General features: G+C 71.7%; 13 protein-coding genes and 2 pseudogenes. 7 read left to right on the forward strand and 8 right to left on the reverse strand.

All coding sequences use genetic code 11. From position 1 onward, the window contains the following. Positions 1-229 precede the first annotated feature (229 nt). Positions 230-1,045, reverse strand: a complete 816-nt coding sequence (locus MQV74_RS03185; RefSeq protein WP_278194073.1) for a short chain dehydrogenase — start codon at positions 1,043-1,045, stop codon at positions 230-232. Here MQV74_RS03185 and MQV74_RS03190 point away from each other — a divergent pair. The 4 genes and pseudogenes from MQV74_RS03190 to MQV74_RS41340 all read left to right on the forward strand — a co-directional run. Continuing rightward, the gene (locus MQV74_RS03190; RefSeq protein ID WP_242714472.1) at positions 1,044-1,907 is read left to right on the forward strand and encodes a LysR family transcriptional regulator; all 864 of its coding nucleotides are present in this window, start codon (positions 1,044-1,046) and stop codon (positions 1,905-1,907) included. The genes MQV74_RS03185 and MQV74_RS03190 overlap by 2 nt on opposite strands. Positions 1,908-2,037: 130 nt before the next feature. Next, on the forward strand, positions 2,038-2,739 hold the full coding sequence (pyrF, locus tag MQV74_RS03195) for an orotidine-5'-phosphate decarboxylase (protein ID WP_242714473.1): 702 nt from the start codon (positions 2,038-2,040) through the stop codon (positions 2,737-2,739). A gap of 147 nt (positions 2,740-2,886) precedes the next feature. Further along, the gene (locus tag MQV74_RS03200; RefSeq protein WP_242714474.1) at positions 2,887-3,753 is read left to right on the forward strand and encodes a GNAT family N-acetyltransferase; all 867 of its coding nucleotides are present in this window, start codon (positions 2,887-2,889) and stop codon (positions 3,751-3,753) included. Positions 3,754-3,818: 65 nt separating this feature from the next. Continuing rightward, positions 3,819-3,953, forward strand: a pseudogene (locus MQV74_RS41340) (DUF4158 domain-containing protein); the annotation flags it as partial. Between the two features lie 483 nt (positions 3,954-4,436). Here MQV74_RS41340 and MQV74_RS03205 read toward each other — a convergent pair. The 4 genes and pseudogenes from MQV74_RS03205 to MQV74_RS03220 form a co-directional block, all read right to left on the reverse strand. After that, positions 4,437-5,447, reverse strand: a complete 1,011-nt coding sequence (locus MQV74_RS03205) for a quinone oxidoreductase family protein (RefSeq protein WP_242714475.1) — start codon at positions 5,445-5,447, stop codon at positions 4,437-4,439. Positions 5,448-6,023: 576 nt separating this feature from the next. Then, the gene (locus MQV74_RS03210) at positions 6,024-6,794 is read right to left on the reverse strand and encodes a tyrosine-type recombinase/integrase (protein WP_242714476.1); all 771 of its coding nucleotides are present in this window, start codon (positions 6,792-6,794) and stop codon (positions 6,024-6,026) included. Further along, positions 6,782-6,961, reverse strand: a pseudogene (locus MQV74_RS03215) (hypothetical protein); the annotation flags it as partial. The gene MQV74_RS03210 and the pseudogene MQV74_RS03215, both read right to left, overlap by 13 nt. Continuing rightward, on the reverse strand, positions 6,889-7,221 hold the full coding sequence (locus MQV74_RS03220) for a tyrosine-type recombinase/integrase (RefSeq protein WP_242714477.1): 333 nt from the start codon (positions 7,219-7,221) through the stop codon (positions 6,889-6,891). The pseudogene MQV74_RS03215 and the gene MQV74_RS03220, both read right to left, overlap by 73 nt. Positions 7,222-7,263: 42 nt before the next feature. Here MQV74_RS03220 and MQV74_RS03225 point away from each other — a divergent pair, with 42 nt between their 5' ends. After that, entirely contained in the window at positions 7,264-7,965 is a 702-nt protein-coding gene (locus tag MQV74_RS03225) for a 2-phosphosulfolactate phosphatase (RefSeq protein ID WP_308402228.1), read from the forward strand. A 786-nt stretch (positions 7,966-8,751) separates the two neighbouring features. Here MQV74_RS03225 and MQV74_RS03230 read toward each other — a convergent pair. Beyond that, entirely contained in the window at positions 8,752-8,931 is a 180-nt protein-coding gene (locus MQV74_RS03230; protein WP_242714479.1) for a hypothetical protein, read from the reverse strand. 77 nt (positions 8,932-9,008) lie between these two features. Beyond that, positions 9,009-10,121 (reverse strand): helix-turn-helix domain-containing protein, encoded by a 1,113-nt coding sequence (locus MQV74_RS03235; RefSeq protein WP_242714480.1) that lies wholly within the window; start codon positions 10,119-10,121, stop codon positions 9,009-9,011. Positions 10,122-10,916: 795 nt separating this feature from the next. Here MQV74_RS03235 and MQV74_RS03240 point away from each other — a divergent pair. Continuing rightward, positions 10,917-11,369: a GNAT family N-acetyltransferase gene (locus MQV74_RS03240; RefSeq protein ID WP_242714481.1), complete on the forward strand. Its 453-nt coding sequence runs from the start codon at positions 10,917-10,919 to the stop codon at positions 11,367-11,369. Positions 11,370-11,424: 55 nt separating this feature from the next. On the opposite strand, the gene MQV74_RS03245 is transcribed toward MQV74_RS03240, so the two are convergent. After that, on the reverse strand, positions 11,425-11,607 hold the full coding sequence (locus MQV74_RS03245; protein WP_242714482.1) for a hypothetical protein: 183 nt from the start codon (positions 11,605-11,607) through the stop codon (positions 11,425-11,427). Between the two features lie 221 nt (positions 11,608-11,828). On the opposite strand from MQV74_RS03245, the gene MQV74_RS03250 reads away from it, so the two are divergent. Then, the gene (locus tag MQV74_RS03250) at positions 11,829-14,510 is read left to right on the forward strand and encodes a tetratricopeptide repeat protein (protein ID WP_242714483.1); all 2,682 of its coding nucleotides are present in this window, start codon (positions 11,829-11,831) and stop codon (positions 14,508-14,510) included. Positions 14,511-14,564 lie beyond the last annotated feature (54 nt).

Raw genomic sequence — 14,564 nt, forward strand, 5'->3', positions numbered from 1 at the left:
GGATCACGCGTCCTTCGGTCGGTGATCACAGTGCCAGGAATCGCGGTCAGCTTGTGTCCGCAAGGCGCGATGCCTGCCGCGCTGGGCGATGCCTTCTGTTGCACGCGATGCCTCCCGTTCCGCGCGGCACCTTCAGCTGCCCGCGATGCCTCCCGTTGCGCGCGCCTCGCGCAGACGGCTCGATGCCCCGGCCCTGGCGCGGGGCCGGGGCCCTCGGTCACGGCACCGCCTAGCGCACCCGGTACACCTGCCCTGTCTGCGCCCCCTCGACCGCACGGACGTACGCCGTCGCGACGCGCGCCGCGGGGACCGGCTCCATGCCCGCGAAGAACGGCCCGTACGCGGCCAGGGACTCCTCGGCCACCGTGGGGCTGACCGCGTTGATCCGCTGCGGCGGGAGCTCGATCGCGGCGGCCCGTACGAAGGCCTCGACGGCGCCGTTGGCCGCGGACGCGGCGGCGCCCGCCACGATCGGCTCCTCCGTGAGGACCCCGCTGACCAGCGTGAACGAGCCGGTCGGCGCCACGTGCCCGGCGCCTTGGCGGACCAGCTCCAGCTGGGCGACGGCCTTGCCGCGGAACGTCGCCGTGACGTCGTCCGCGGTCAGGTCGGCCAGCGGCTTGAACACGGCGTCGCCCGCCGCGACGGCCACCGCGTCCAGCGGACCGGCCTGCGCGTACAGCCGGGCCACGGCCGCCGGATCGGTGACGTCGCAGATCAGGTCGCCGCCCGTGCGGCCGACGCCGATCACCTCGTGGCCGCGCCCCGTGAGCGCCTCGCGTACCGCGGAGCCCAGCGTGCCGCCCGCGCCGACCAGAAGAATCCTCACAGTCCACCATCCAATGCCTCGAAGACGAATCCCCCCGGTGAACCGAGATCCGCAGATCCGCAGACCCAGCGATACGCAGACCGCAGATACCGGGGGCCCCGGGGTGCACCCCCAGGGAAGCCGGGTGAACGGTGAACCACCCGGCGGACCCGACGCTACGGATCGCGCTCCGCGCCCGGAAATGCCGTCTGGGCAGGGACTATGCTTCGTACGCATGGATGTGGAGCTGCGTCACCTCAAGGCCTTGACCGCCATCGCCGAGGCGGGCACCGTCACCGCCGCGGCCGCCCGGCTGCACATGACGCAGCCCGCCCTGTCCCGCACGCTCGCCCAGCTGGAGGCGCGGGTGGGGGTCCGGCTCGTCGACCGCTCCTCCCGGCAGCTGGCCCTCACCCCGGCCGGGGCGACCCTCCTCGGGCACGGGCGCGCCATCCTCGCCCACCTCGACGCGGCCCTCGCCGACACCCGGGCCGTCGACCGGCCGCTGCGGCTCGGCTACACGTGCGCGGTCCTCGGGCAGCAGACCGTCCCGCTGCTGCGCTCGTGGCGGCGGGGGCAGCCGCACGCGCCGCTCGAAGTCGTCCGGCAGGACAACAGCACCGCGGGCCTGGCCACCGGCGACACCGACGTGGCGGTGCTGCGCACCGTGCCCGCCGACCCGCGCATCCGCACCGAGGCCCTGTACACCGAGGACCGGGTCGCCGCCCTGCCCGACGACCACCCGCTCGCGGCCCGCGACCGGGTGCGCCTGGCGGAGCTCACCTCCGGCCCGGCGCTCCCGCTGGCCCTGTGGCCGGACACCGGCACCGCGTCCGTGGACCTCTGGCCCCCGGCCCAGCGCCCGCACCGCACGGTCGAGGTGCGCAACGTCGACGAGTGGCTCAACCTCATCGCCACGGGCGGCGCGTTCGGTGTCGGCGCCGCGGGCACGGCGGAGAGCCACAGCCACCCCGGGGTGCGCTTCGTCCCGATCGACGACGCCCCCGCCGCCACGGTCTACCTCGCCCACCCGTCCCACCCCACGCACCCCCGCACGGAGGAGTTCCTGGCGGCGGTACGGGAGGTGGTCAGCACCTGAGCCGTGCCCAACGGGTTCGACACCCCCTCAGGCATGGGGGTTCACCGCGTTCGACGGACAGCGTGGCTGGCGCGAGGCCTGCGACACGGTCGGCTGACGCCTCGAACGCCGCGTGGGTGACAATGACGCCGTGGAGCCAACCAGTTCGATCATCGTTGCTTTGGACTTCGACAACCGCCGGGCGGCTGACGAAGTCGTCGACCGGCTCGGTGAGGAGTGTCGCTTCTACAAGGTAGGGATGGAACTGCTCACGGCAGCAGGACCGGACCTGATCGAGCAGCTCGTCGCCAAGGGCAAGGAGGTCTTCCTGGACCTGAAGCTCTTCGAGATACCGAACTCCGTGACCGGGGCGGTTCGCGCCGCCGGCGCCCTGGGCGTCTCCATGGTGACCGTCCACAGCATGGGCGGCACCGGCATCATGTCTGCCGCTGTCAGCGCGGCCCGCGACTTTCCGCGCCTTCGCGTGCTGGCGCTGACCGTCGTCACGAGCATGACGAGTTCCGATCTCGCCGACATCGGCATCTCCGGCTCAGCCTCGACCGAGGACCAGGTGCTGCGGCTGGCCCGGCTGGCGGAAAGCGCCGGCTGCCACGGGGTGATCGCATCACCACAGGAAGCCGGGCCACTGCGTGATGTGCTGGGAACCGGCCCCCTGATCGTCACGCCGGGGGTCGTGCTTCCTGGTGAGTCCGTAGGGGAACACGCCCGGCCCGGCACACCGCGCGCTGCCGTCGCCGCCGGTGCGTCACATGTCGTCGTGGGCCGAACGGTCACCCGTGCCGCGGACCCGGCGTCCGCGTTCCGACTCGTCCGCGCCGACCTGGAGCGGTGAGCTGAGGCGAGCACCGGCCTGGACGGTCGGACCGCTGTCGGCGAGAGCGGCCTGCGGCCCGGCGGGATCCGGGGCGTGTCCTGTCGATCTGACTGGCTGAGCAAAACCAGGTGCGGCCGGTCGCCACGATGGTGTGAGATGCGGGACATGACGATCGTTCTGAACAAGCCCGGCGTCGACGGGTTGGCCGGGGCCGTGGATGCCCTTCGTGGATGGCAGGACGACCGCACACCGCTGCAACTCCATCCGGGAGACCTCGGCTGGGCCTGGGCGCTGGGCGCGGAGAAGCTGGCCGCGGCCGTCCGTACCTGGAGCGTGGACGGACGGATCATTGCCGTCGGATACCTGGACGGCCCTGATGTGCTGCGCCTGACGACCGCGCCGGACCTGCGACAGGACGGTGATCTGGCGCGCCGGCTGCTGGCGGACCTCAATGATCCGCAGCGCGGGGTCCTGCCGCCCGGGAAGGTCGGCCTCGAAATCCCCAACGGCGCCCTGCTCCGCGAGGTCCTCTTGGAGGCGGGCTGGCATCCGGACGAGCCGTGGACGCCACTGCGCCGTGACCTCTCCGAGCCGGTGGAGGACTCCGGCCTGCGCATCGAGGTGGCCGGTCCGCAGACGGCAGGGGTGCGGACCTCAGTGCACCGCTCGGCGTTCGGCAGCCCGAAGTTCACCGAGGAGACCTGGCACGTCCTCGCGGCCGGGCCGGTCTATGCCGACGCCCGCTGCCTGATCGGCTACGACGACCAGGACAACGCGGTGGCCGCGGCGACCGTCTGGTCGGCCGGGCCCGGCAGGCCCGGTCTGCTGGAGCCGGTGGGCGTGCACGCCGACCATCGCGGTCGCGGCTATGGGACGGCGATCAGCCTCGCCGCTGCGGCGGCGCTGCGTGAACTGGGCGCGTCAAGCGCACTCGTCTCCACCCCGACCTCGAACACTGCCGCCGTCGCCACCTACAGGGCGGCCGGATACGAGCCGTCGCCCGAACGGCTGGACGTCGCCCGGGCCGCCTGACGATCATCAGGCGCCAGTAGTCGGACAGGCCGCGTCGCTGCCCCTGGCTGAGGCCGAACGCCCTGACGGGGCATCACCGGCTCGGCTCCGCGCTCCAGATGTGCACGGTGCAGTACGTAGGGCTGTTCCTGGAGGTCCCGCTCGCGATGCCGTGGCCGGTGGTCGAGCACCTGGCCGTGCAACTCGGCGCCCTGCGCCCACTGCGCGCCCCGGACGCGCCGGAGCTGGACGAGGACGACAACGGGGGGCCAGCCGGACTACTCGTGGCCGACCAGCGCGGTGACGAGCTCGCGAGCCCTCGCCTTGGCCAGCCGCTTCGCGGCCGTCGCGCACCGCTGCCGGGGGGGCGCGGGGCGATGTCACTGCCCTTGATCACCTTGGCGAACTCGGCGTCGAACCGCTCCTTGCCGACCTTCTTGGCGAACGTGGTCAGGTACTTCACCTGCGTGGCGATCGTTGGCTCGCCTTGTGGTGGACTAGGTGTTCTGTCCCGGGAGTTGTGGACGGGTGAGCCAGGTCTCGGCCGAGGGATCTCGAAGGGGTGTGACCCGGATACGCCAGAAACCCGCCAGAACTTGATCCTGGCCTGTTGAGTGCCTGACGCTGTCGGGGATCTTGGCGATGACGGTCGGCCATGCCCTCGACACCTCAGTCGCCAAGATCCCCGACCTCGTCACCCGCGATCAGCTCTGTGTCTCCTCGCGGCGTCCGATAGCGGCCGCATCGGGTACGACGAGCAGCTTGCCGGTGGTACGCCGAGCCTCCAGATCGCTGTGGGCCCGGGCGGCCTCGGACAATGCGTAGCGGCCCGTCACGGTGACCTCAAGCGCCTGGGAGCGCACCCACTCGAACACGTCGGCGGCCCGTCGGAGCAATTCGGACCGATCGGCGATGAAGTCCCCGAGGCTGGGCCGGATCAGGGTCAGCGAACCGCCGTGGGCGAGCCGAATCGGATCAAACGGAGGCACGGCACCACTTGCCGCGCCGAAGAGCACGAGATGGCCGCGGGTTCGCAGGCTGGCGAGGCTCGCATCGAAGGTGTGCGCGCCGACGCCGTCGAAGACAACCGGCAGTCCCTGACCGCCGTTGAGCCGCCTCACCTCGGCTGCGAGATCGTCGACCGCGGAGGAGAGGATCACCTCAGCGGCCCCGGCACGCTTCGCCAGCTCGGCCTTCGCCGTGGTCGACGTCGTGCCGATCACCCTGCCGCCGAGATGGGTGATGAGCTGGGTCAAAAGCAGCCCCATGCCACCAGCAGCCGCATGCACGAGCACCGTGTCGCCCCCCTGAACCGGGTAGGCGTCCTTGACGAGATAGTGCGCGGTCATGCCTTGGAGGAGCACGGCGGCGGCTGTCTCGAAGCCGATGTCGTCGGGCAGCGGCACCAGCCGGGAGGAGTCCACGACGGCCCGCTCGGCATACGTGCCGGGAATCTCCACCCAACCGACCCGGTCCCCGACTGCGACGTCAGCGACGCCGGGTCCGACGTCGACGACCGTGCCGGCACCCTCTGCGCCCGGGGTGAAGGGCAACGGGAGGCTGTACCGGCCTTCGCGGTGGTAGACGTCGAGGAAGTTGACCCCGGATGCGGCGACCTCCACGACCGCCTCGCCCGGACCCGGCCGCGGCTGGTCCACCTCGGCCTCCCGCAGCACCTCGGGACCGCCCACTTCGTACACCTGAATCGCTCTCATGACCCCTCCAATAACGGCTCATCCCCCACCAACCCCGTTGATGGCGATCCGATTCCCGGCAAGCAGACCAGCCCGCCGCCCCGCCCAGAGCTGAGACGCCTGCTTTGCCCCCCGGGTCTGGGACAGGAGACCGAGGCCGTCAAGGGTCGACGAATGCACCACCCACCGCTTCCGCACCGCCGTACGGCCTCCCACCAAGCGGGGCTCGACCGACCAGCAGTCCACCGCCGAGCGGGCCGCGCTCGACCAGGGTGTGACCGTACGGCACGGACAGGGCTACACCCTGCGCGTCACCGCCGTCCCCGCCGTACACCGTCAGCTCCTCGCCCGCTGCCGGCCGCTCGACGGGGGCCAGGGCGTACCTGCGGTCCCTGCCCAGCGCAAGGCCCGCCGCGAGCACGAGAACAGGGTCAGCACGCTCACACCCGGACCATGATCACCGGCTTGGCGTTAACGGCTGTAGCGATGTTCCCCGAGGCCGTTGAGGCCCGCGAGTTCGCGGAAACTGAAGGTTCTTCAACGCGAACCCGAGGGTGTGGTGTACCGATTCTGGGGGATGGACCCGTGGGTTCGCAGTCAACTCGCGGGGCCGGCCTCGGCGGCCTGCTCCAGCCGGGCGCGTGCGGAGTCCGCGTAGCGCATCGCTGTCTTCTCGTCGAGCCCGAACACCTCGGCGAGGTGGAGCGGGTCGGGTCCGTGGGCCAGGGCCTCTTCGAGTTGCCGGTCGACGCGGAGCCATTCCAGCGTTGCGCCCTGCCCGCGCATCGCGGCGCTGATCCAGTGGTTGCTGGCGCGGCTGGCCTTGGTGGCGGTCTGGTTGTTGATCAGTAGGTGAAGGTTCGCGGTGTTCGGCCACCGGCGGCGCCTGTGCTCCAGCCAGTCCAGCAGCAGATTCCGGGTGAGATCGTCGAGTGGGCGGACGCGCCCGGCGATGGTCAGTCGGCGGTTGCCGAGGTCGACGTCGTCGAGCGTGAGGTTGGCGATCTGCGCGACCCGGGCGGCGTGGACCGCTGCGAGGGCGAGGATGAGCCGCGTCGCCGGGGTGGTGGCCGCGACGCAGCGGTCGACCTGGTCGGGGACGAGCGGTTGCAGCACGGCGTACTCGTATTGCCCGACCTTGATCCGGCTGGTGGGGTTGCGGAAGATCAGTCCGTTCCGCTTGGCCCAGGTGAACAGCAAGCGCAGGGCGACGAGTTGGTCGTGGCGCTGGTGGCCGTGCACCGTCTTGATGCAGGTGAGGACGAGGGCCAGACCGCAGTTGACGGCGAAGCGGATGCCGCGTCCCCAGCCACGGGCCTCGGCGAGCTGGTGGGCGAGGTATTTCGCCCGCGAGACCGGCCGGACCACAGCCCGGACATCTTGCCCGCCGAGATCACCAGACCGTGCTCGGCCAGGCTCCGCTGGAGCTCGGACGCCTTCCAGATACCCTTGTTCGCGGCGGTCAGCCGCAGGTTCCACTTCGTCGGGCCAGTCCTTCCAGCCGCTTCGCGGCCCGTTCCATCCCGGCGACCCAGGCGTCCTCGACCCGGGTCTGCTGCACGTGGATGTACCGCATCGTCGTGGCGATCCAGGAATGTCCAAGAACCTCCTGGATTGCGAGCAAGTCCAGCCCGTTTCCGTAGAGTTGGGACGCGCAGACATGCCTTGTGTCCGCAGAAGCCGTGTGCGGGTGACCCCGTGTGGCGATTGAGCAGGCGTGTGGTTGCGGACTGCTTTCGCGATACAGGTAGCCGGAGGTCTTGCATTCCGAGACCGTTGACGTGATGCGGATCACTCTCTAGGTGCTTCGGGTCGGGCATGCGCGATCATGACCGGAATGGACTCTCGTTTCCTTGGTATCTCTGAGCTGGCCGAAGCCCCGTCCGTGGCGGTCGTGGTCGACGTCATGCGCGCTTTCACCGTGGCTGCCTGGGCTTTTGCCCAGGGGGCGGAAAAGATCATTCTTGCTGAGTCGCTGGACGAGGCCCTGGCGCTCAAGGCCCGCCATCCGGATTGGGCGGCGCTCAAAGACGGTCCGCCCGCGCCCGGGTTCGAGATGGTCAACTCGCCGGGCCTGCTGCGGTCTGTTGACCTTGGCGGACGGACCGTTGTTCAGAAGACCACGGCAGGGACGGTCGGCGCCCTTGCGGTCAAGGAGGCGTCGCTGGTGCTGTGCGCCAGCTTCGTGGTGGCGGAGGCAACGGCTCGGCTCTTGCGGACACGCAAGAGTGACGGTGTCACGTTCGTGGTCACTGGCGAGGGCGGGCAGGCCGATGAGGATCTGGCGTGTGCTCAATACATCGCTCGGAGGGCCACCGAGGCTGGGACGGATGCTGCTGAGTTCCTCCGTCGCGCTGCCGAGTCCCGCGCCGCCGCCGAGCTGACGGAGGGAGTGCGTCAAGGAGTACACCCTGATGACGTTGCGCTCTGCCTCGAGCTCGACCGGTTCCCCTTTGCCATGGCGGCGACCTTGGAAGGCGCGCTCATGGTCCTGCGTCCGTGCGCCGTGCCTTCGCTGGCCGCAGATGCGTCGGTTTGATCGCTGGTGAAGTCCGACTGTCGCCAGGGCCTGCACCCAGTCGGGTAACTGCGGTCGGCTCCGGCGACAGGGCAGGGATTTCCCAGGGCAGCAGATAGGTAGGTGAACTCCTGCAGCCTCATCCCGGTGGCCAGCGCGTGATCCCCGACTGCCGCGTTGCGGGTCAGCTCCCGCCCGTGGAAGCCGGTGTCCTGCGAGCCGTCCGGGGCAAGCCCGCGCAGCCCTTTGCGAAACAGCTCGGTGAAGTCCGGCTCCAGGTACTTGATCGTCACATGCGGTTTCGGGGTGCGGCGGACCGCCAGGTTCACCTTCACCTCCCGGCCGGTCCCGGCGAACAGGGCCCGCGCGGCGCGGTAGGTGAACGGCTCGGCCGGCGCGTACTCCTCGTTGATCGCCCACCGGTAGAACAGCGACAGGATGCTCATGTGCCGGCCCCACGTCGTCGCCACGAACCGGGCCTTCAACGGACCCGCCGCCCGATGCTCGGCGTACCGGCTCAACCCCGCCTTCAGCTGCGTGAGCTCCCGGCCAGCGGGGCGCCGGCGCCGAGCTCGTGGGGGCGGAACCGTCAGTGTTCCTCCGTTCGCTCGGGAACAGTGGGGCACCAGGGCGAGTGTGATCGTCGTCGAACTGGCCCCACACGTCCTCGATGAACCACCGCAGCGTGCGGTCGGCACCGTTGATCAACGGCACCATCCGCTCGCGCGGGCCCGAGCCGCGGGCACCCTTGCCGTGGCGGACGTGGAGCTTGCCGAAGCGGCCCAGGCCCCACAGCGGCCGGCCGAATCAGGTGCGGATCTGCTCCAGGTGCCCAACGTCCCCGCGGATGGTGCCGTCCGCCAGGCCCGCCGAGGCCCGTGCGAGGACGAACCCTGACAGCACGTCGGTCTCGAACCGCTCCAGCTCCTCGGCCGACGCGGGCGCCCAGTGCTCGCGCAGGTCCCGTACGACCGCCGACGCCGCCAACCCGAGCCTCCTCGCCTTCAGCCCGACTGCGGATGGGCCGGACGAAGTGAGAACACTTCAAGTATCCCGAAGTTGCGTCACAAGGCTGCGGAGCACTCGAAGGAAGAAGAACCCCCTGGCCACGGGATCAGGGACTCATCGGGGTCTGGGGGAACTCGCGGGATGTCGCACAGACCACTTGCGCGGGGAACTACACCCTCCACGCATCCTTCGTCATCCCCCAGCACGGCCCGGCGCCATTCCCTGGGCGGAGCCCCGTACGCGGTGGCGAAGGCGCGGCTGAAAGCGGACGGGCTGGGGAAGCCCGAGCGGGTGCCGATCGTGTGGACCGGGATGTGGCGCAGGGCCGGGTTCGCCAGCTCCGCGCGGCTGCGTTCCAGGCGGCGGTGGCGGATCGTGGCGGCCACGGTCCGCTCCCGTGCCCGGAAGAGGGTGTGGAGCGTGCGTACGGAGATGTGGTGCCGGGCCGCGACAGCGGGCGGCGTCAGGGCGGGGTCGGCCAGATTGTCGTCGATGAAGGCGTCGATGCGGGCCAGCAGCATCCGGGTGCGGGCTTCGGGAGGCGTGCGGTCGTGCGCGTTGAGGCGGTCGGCGAGGTAGGCCACGGCCAGTTCCCACACGGCCGGTCCGAGCCGGACCCGCTCCTGGTCGGTCATGACCGGCGCTTCCTCGACCAAGTGCCGCAGGAACCGCGCGAAGACCGCGGCCGTGCCCCGGTTCGTCGCGGTGGCGCTCGCGAGGAGCTGGTCCGTCCGCGCGTCGGGGAAGGGCAGCTCCGCCCTGGGCAGGTGCACCATGACGGCCCGGGAGATCCCGTCGCCCGCTCCGCGGAGCCCGCGCGCGTCGAAGGGCCGCGAGGTGTTCCACAGGCCCAGGTCACCGGCCTTCATCCGGGCTTCGTTCCGGGCCTGGGCGATCCACATGTCACCGCCCGCGTTGAGCATCAGCTCGTACACGTCAGGGTCGGATCTCCGGATGAGTGCGGGGGTCCGCTCGGAGCGGATGGCGGGGAAGGACAGCGTGGTCACCTGGACGACGCCCAGCCCCACGGTCCCCGCGCCCGCGGTGAAGTCACGGGTGTGCTCGCTGGTGATCCGGGTGGGTGCGACGTCCTGGCTGATCAGTTCGCACCACCAGTCGAAGCGGTGCTCGGGCGGTACGCAACTGCTGTGGAGCGCCGAGAAGCTCACTGGTCCTCCCCGTGAAAGTCACCAGTTACCCAAGTCACCTATCAACAGTCACCCATCAACGCGCGAACGCCCAGTCTCATCAAGACCTCGGCGCGCGCAAAGGCGGCGCTGCGCCGCAATTGGCCGATACCGCGAGCTCCCCGGGCCGTGTCACTCGGCCACACCCCCGCGATCGGCATCGTCCGCCACCGGTCGATGTCGGGCTTCAAGTACGCCGCTAATAAGGGCAGTTGTGGCACGAGCGTCAGGAGGGCGATGGCACGCAGCATCCACACGGCGGCTAGGCCCGTAGTGGTGGCCGTCCACGCAGCGGAAGACGTTCGCGTGAGCAGATCGTCCGTACCCCCGGTGAGCCGAGCCAGGCTCTCGCCGATGAACTCCGGTTCCGCCGCCGGCTCAGCAACGCAGGCTCCACCGCCACCAGGCCGATGGCGATGACCTTGGCGACTCCGTAAGAGGCGGGTGCCAGCTGCTGCGGGGTGCCGGGCAGTCGGAAGAAGACCCATGCCGCCGCGAGGCCTCCGAAGGCGATCAGCACGGCGGCTCCCCACGTCCCGAGGTCCGCCCACCAGGGCCTCGGGGTGGAACCCTGGCCACCGGTCCGGTCAACGTCCCTGTCGGCCATGGCCTGCTCTCCTGAGCGTGATCATGTACGGCGGTCGCGCGGGTAGATGTGGACCCGGCCAGGAAGGTTCCACCGGCTCTCACCACTCACAGTGAGGTGGGTGACCTCGCGCGGCACCCCGACGGGAATATGTAATACCTGACCTACCACTTCACCCCTATACTGCGGGCATGCAGTCGACGACCGTCAGACGTGCGGCCGGGCAGGACGCCGAGCCGCTGACCGCCCTGGTCCAGGGCTCAAGCGCCTACCAGGGGCCGTACGCCCCCATGGTGTCGGGCTACCGGGTCACCGCCGACTACCTCGCTCGGCACGAGGTGTTCACGGCCGTCGACGCGGCCGGGCGCCTCCTGGGCTTCTACGCCCTGGTGCTCGAACCGCCGGAGCTGGACCTGATGTTCGTGGCGGACACCGCGCAGGGGTCGGGTGTCGGGCGTCTTCTGGTCGAGCACATGAAGGGCCGGGCCGCGGCGGCCGGGTTGACCCATGTGCGCGTCGTCTCCCACCCCCCGGCGGAGGAGTTCTACCGCCGTCTGGGAGCGGAGCGCGTGGGGACCGTCGCTCCGCTGCTGCCGAAGATCACCTGGGAGCGGCCCGAACTGCGGTTCGCCGTCGCTGGGTGAGGCCCGGCCCGTACCGCGTGGCACCGGCTCGGCGCCTCGTATCGCCGACGGCACGTCAGCGGTAGGCCGCCACCGCGCTGACGTAGAGCGCACAGGCGCTTCCGGTGGCTCCCCCGCCGATGAGGAGGGCGTGCGCCACCGGCGTGCCGCCGCGCCAGGCGGTGAAGGCGGCCGCGCCCCCGAGGTGGAGCGCCGCGGAGAAGGCAAGGAGGAGCGCGAGGAGTTGGGTGGCGGCCATCGGATGGTCCTTCCGTCGGCGCCCCCGTCTCGCGGGGCGCGGTCGGGAGGAACGCTGCGCGTCGGACGGCGTGTCCGGCTGCCATCCGCGCGGAATCGGCCGCCCCGGCTGCGCTCCCGCTGGTGGGGAGCCTAGGCTTCGGACATCCGGTGGTGGCCGTTCGCGACGGCCCGGCCGGTCGGCGGTGGCAACGGCGGGATGGGGCGGGCCGGTTGGAGGACGTGTTCGCACGGTTGCGCCGGGTCGGCGTGCTCAAGCGCGGCCGTCTGGACGGCGAGCCCTCGGACCGCCGTCTCGCCCGAGCCGCCGGGGTGTCGCACGGGACACCGGGGGCGTGGCTCGACGGGCGGCAGCTTCCGCAGCGCATCGATCCGCTCCTGGCCGTCCTCGACGAGGTCCGGGCGGAGGCGGCCCGCAGAGGACTCCTCGCCACACGGGCCGACGCCCTGGGGGCGGACACCGTCGGCGAGTTACTCGATGAGGAGCGTTGGCGCGCCGCCTTCGAGGCCGAGCGCGGACACCGCAACGAACGCTCCCGCCTTGAGGCGGAGCGGCAGCGGGCGCGCGCCGCGCTGGAGCGTGACGGAGTGCGAGCCCGCCAGGCGGCCCTCGCGGACCGGCCCCGCCCGGTACGGCAATGGCCCGCCGGCCGGTTGGGCGTCCACCCGGCCATCCCCGGCCGCGCCCCCGTGCCCGGCCGCGCCCCCGCCTCTGGCCACGCCCCCGTCCTCGGCCGCAGCCCGGCCCCCGCCGCCGACCCCACCCACAGCAACAGCAACAGCCCGACAGGCGCAGGGGCCAGCGGATTCGTCCTGCCCCGCTATGTGCCCCGCCCGCACGACGTACGACTGCGGCGCCTGCTCGCCCCGGCCGTCACCGACGGGGCCCGGCCGATCCTGGTGGTCGTACAGGGACCGTCCTGTACGGGAAAGACCCGCACCGCCTACGAAGCCCTCCACGCGGCCGTACCGGAAGGCTTCGACCTGCTCTTTCCCGCCGACACCGACAGCCTGCTGGCGGCCCTCGCGGCGGACGCGCTGCCGCCACGGACCGTGCTGTGGCTCAACGAGGCCCAGCACCACCTCACCGACCCCCAGGGCGAAGCCGCGGCGGCCGCGCTGCTCCGCAGGCTCGACGGCGAGGGCCCGCTCCTCGTCATCGCCACGCTGTGGCCCGAGCACGCGGAGGCGCTCACCCGCCCGGCGTCGCACTCCGGGGACGCGCACCGCCACGCGCGGGCCCTGCTCGCCCAGGCCCACTGGGTGGACCTGCCCCGGACGTTCGCGGCGGACCTGGACGCGGCCCGGGCCGCCGCGGCCGAGGACGCCTCGCTCGCCGAAGCCGTGGCGGCCGGTGCCGCCGAGCTGACCCAGGTGCTCGCCGCGGGCCCGGACCTCGTGCGCCACTACGAGCGGGCCGCGGGCCCCCACGGGCCATACGGCAGCGCGCTGATCAGCGCGGCCATGGACGCCCACCGGCTCGGCGGAGTCGGCCCCCTCCCCCTCGCCTTCCTCGAAGCGGCGGCTGTCGGCTACCTCACCGACGCCGAGCGGGCCGCCGCCCGCCCCGACTGGTTCGGCCACGCCCTGGCCCGTGCCCGCACCCTGATCAAGCACACCACCAGTCCCTTGCAGGACGTCCCCCACCCGACCGGCATGGGAAGGCTGCCCGGCACGGCACGCCTCGCGGACTACCTCCAGCACCACGGCCGCCACGCCCGCCGGTTCCGCTGCCCGCCCGACTCCTTCTGGCGCGCGGCACACGAGCACCTCACCCACCCCGAAGAACTGCTCCGCCTCGGCGACGCGGCACGGTGGAGGGCCCGGTACGCCCACGCCGTGCGGCTGTACGGCGCCGCGGCCGACGCCGGGGAGTCGTACGCCCTGATCCGCATCGGGCAGATGCGGGAGGACGACTTGGCCATGGAGGAGGCCGAGCGGCTCTACCGCCTGGCCATCGACGCCGGGAACACCGACGGCCTCCTCTGTCTGGCGGCCCTGTGGGAGGACGCCTGGTGCTGGGAACAAGCCGAAGAGCTCTATCTGCGGGCCTCGGCAGCGGGGGTCGAGGACGCCCTCGCCTACGCGGGGCTGATGTGGGACGGGGCGGGTGAGCCCGCCAAGGCGTGGGCCGCGTACGAACGGGCCCTTCGGTCGGGCCACACCGACGTACTCATCTTCATGGCGCAGTCACGGCGGCGCGAAGGCGCGCTGGAGGAGGCCGCCGAGCTCTACCGGCGCGCGGCCGACGCCGGGCACACGGACGCGCTCCACCAACTGGTGTGCCTGTGGGAGGAGACCGGGCGGCAGGAGGAAGCGGACCGGCAGCTGTGCCGGTTCGCCCAGGAGGGGGACACCTCGGCGTTGCTCAGCGTGGCCCACATGCTGGGCCGGTCGGGTCGGCCGCAGCGCGCGGAACAGCTCTATCTGCGCGCCGCTTCGGCGGGCGACGACCGGGGCTGGTTCCTGCGCGCCTTCATGTGGGAGAAGGCCGGCGACCCGGCGAAGGCCGAGTCGTCCTTCCGGGCCGCCGTGGAGTCGGGAGACCTCTCCGCGCTCCTCCAGCTGGCCCGGATGCGGGAAGCGGCCGGGGACATCACCCGCGCCGAGGCCCTCTACTGGCAGGCCGTCGACGCCGAGGCCGACAGCGAGGCCATGACGAGCCTGGCCCGGCTCCAGGAAGCGGCAGGCGATCGCGAACGAGCCGAACAGCTGTACCTCATGGCGGCGGACACCGGCGACGTCCGAGTGGCCTCGGCCCTGCTCGCGCTGGCTCGGCTGCGGGGCGCGGAGGAGGAGACGTATCTGCGGTTCGGCCTGGCAGCCGACGGCTCCGCGAGCGACCCGTGGGAATGGCCGCCGACTCCTGAGCCCCCCCCGGCCCGCTCAGCCCCGGCCCCGTGACCAACCGCCCCGCCCCACCCCGTGATTGACGTCCGTCCCAGCCTGCGATAGGAA

Source organism: Streptomyces sp. AN091965, from assembly GCF_022698285.1.
In the GTDB taxonomy this organism is placed as follows: Bacteria; Actinomycetota; Actinomycetes; order Streptomycetales; family Streptomycetaceae; genus Streptomyces.

Coding starts and splice junctions, on each gene's coding strand:
- MQV74_RS03185 (WP_278194073.1), bottom strand. CDS start 1,045: ATGCGTACGAAGCATAGTCCCTGCCCAGACGGCATTTCCGGGCGCGGA.
- MQV74_RS03200 (WP_242714474.1), top strand. CDS start 2,887: ATGACGATCGTTCTGAACAAGCCCGGCGTCGACGGGTTGGCCGGGGCC.
- MQV74_RS03225 (WP_308402228.1), top strand. CDS start 7,264: ATGGACTCTCGTTTCCTTGGTATCTCTGAGCTGGCCGAAGCCCCGTCC.
- MQV74_RS03190 (WP_242714472.1), top strand. CDS start 1,044: ATGGATGTGGAGCTGCGTCACCTCAAGGCCTTGACCGCCATCGCCGAG.
- MQV74_RS03240 (WP_242714481.1), top strand. CDS start 10,917: ATGCAGTCGACGACCGTCAGACGTGCGGCCGGGCAGGACGCCGAGCCG.
- MQV74_RS03245 (WP_242714482.1), bottom strand. CDS start 11,607: ATGGCCGCCACCCAACTCCTCGCGCTCCTCCTTGCCTTCTCCGCGGCG.
- MQV74_RS03205 (WP_242714475.1), bottom strand. CDS start 5,447: ATGAGAGCGATTCAGGTGTACGAAGTGGGCGGTCCCGAGGTGCTGCGG.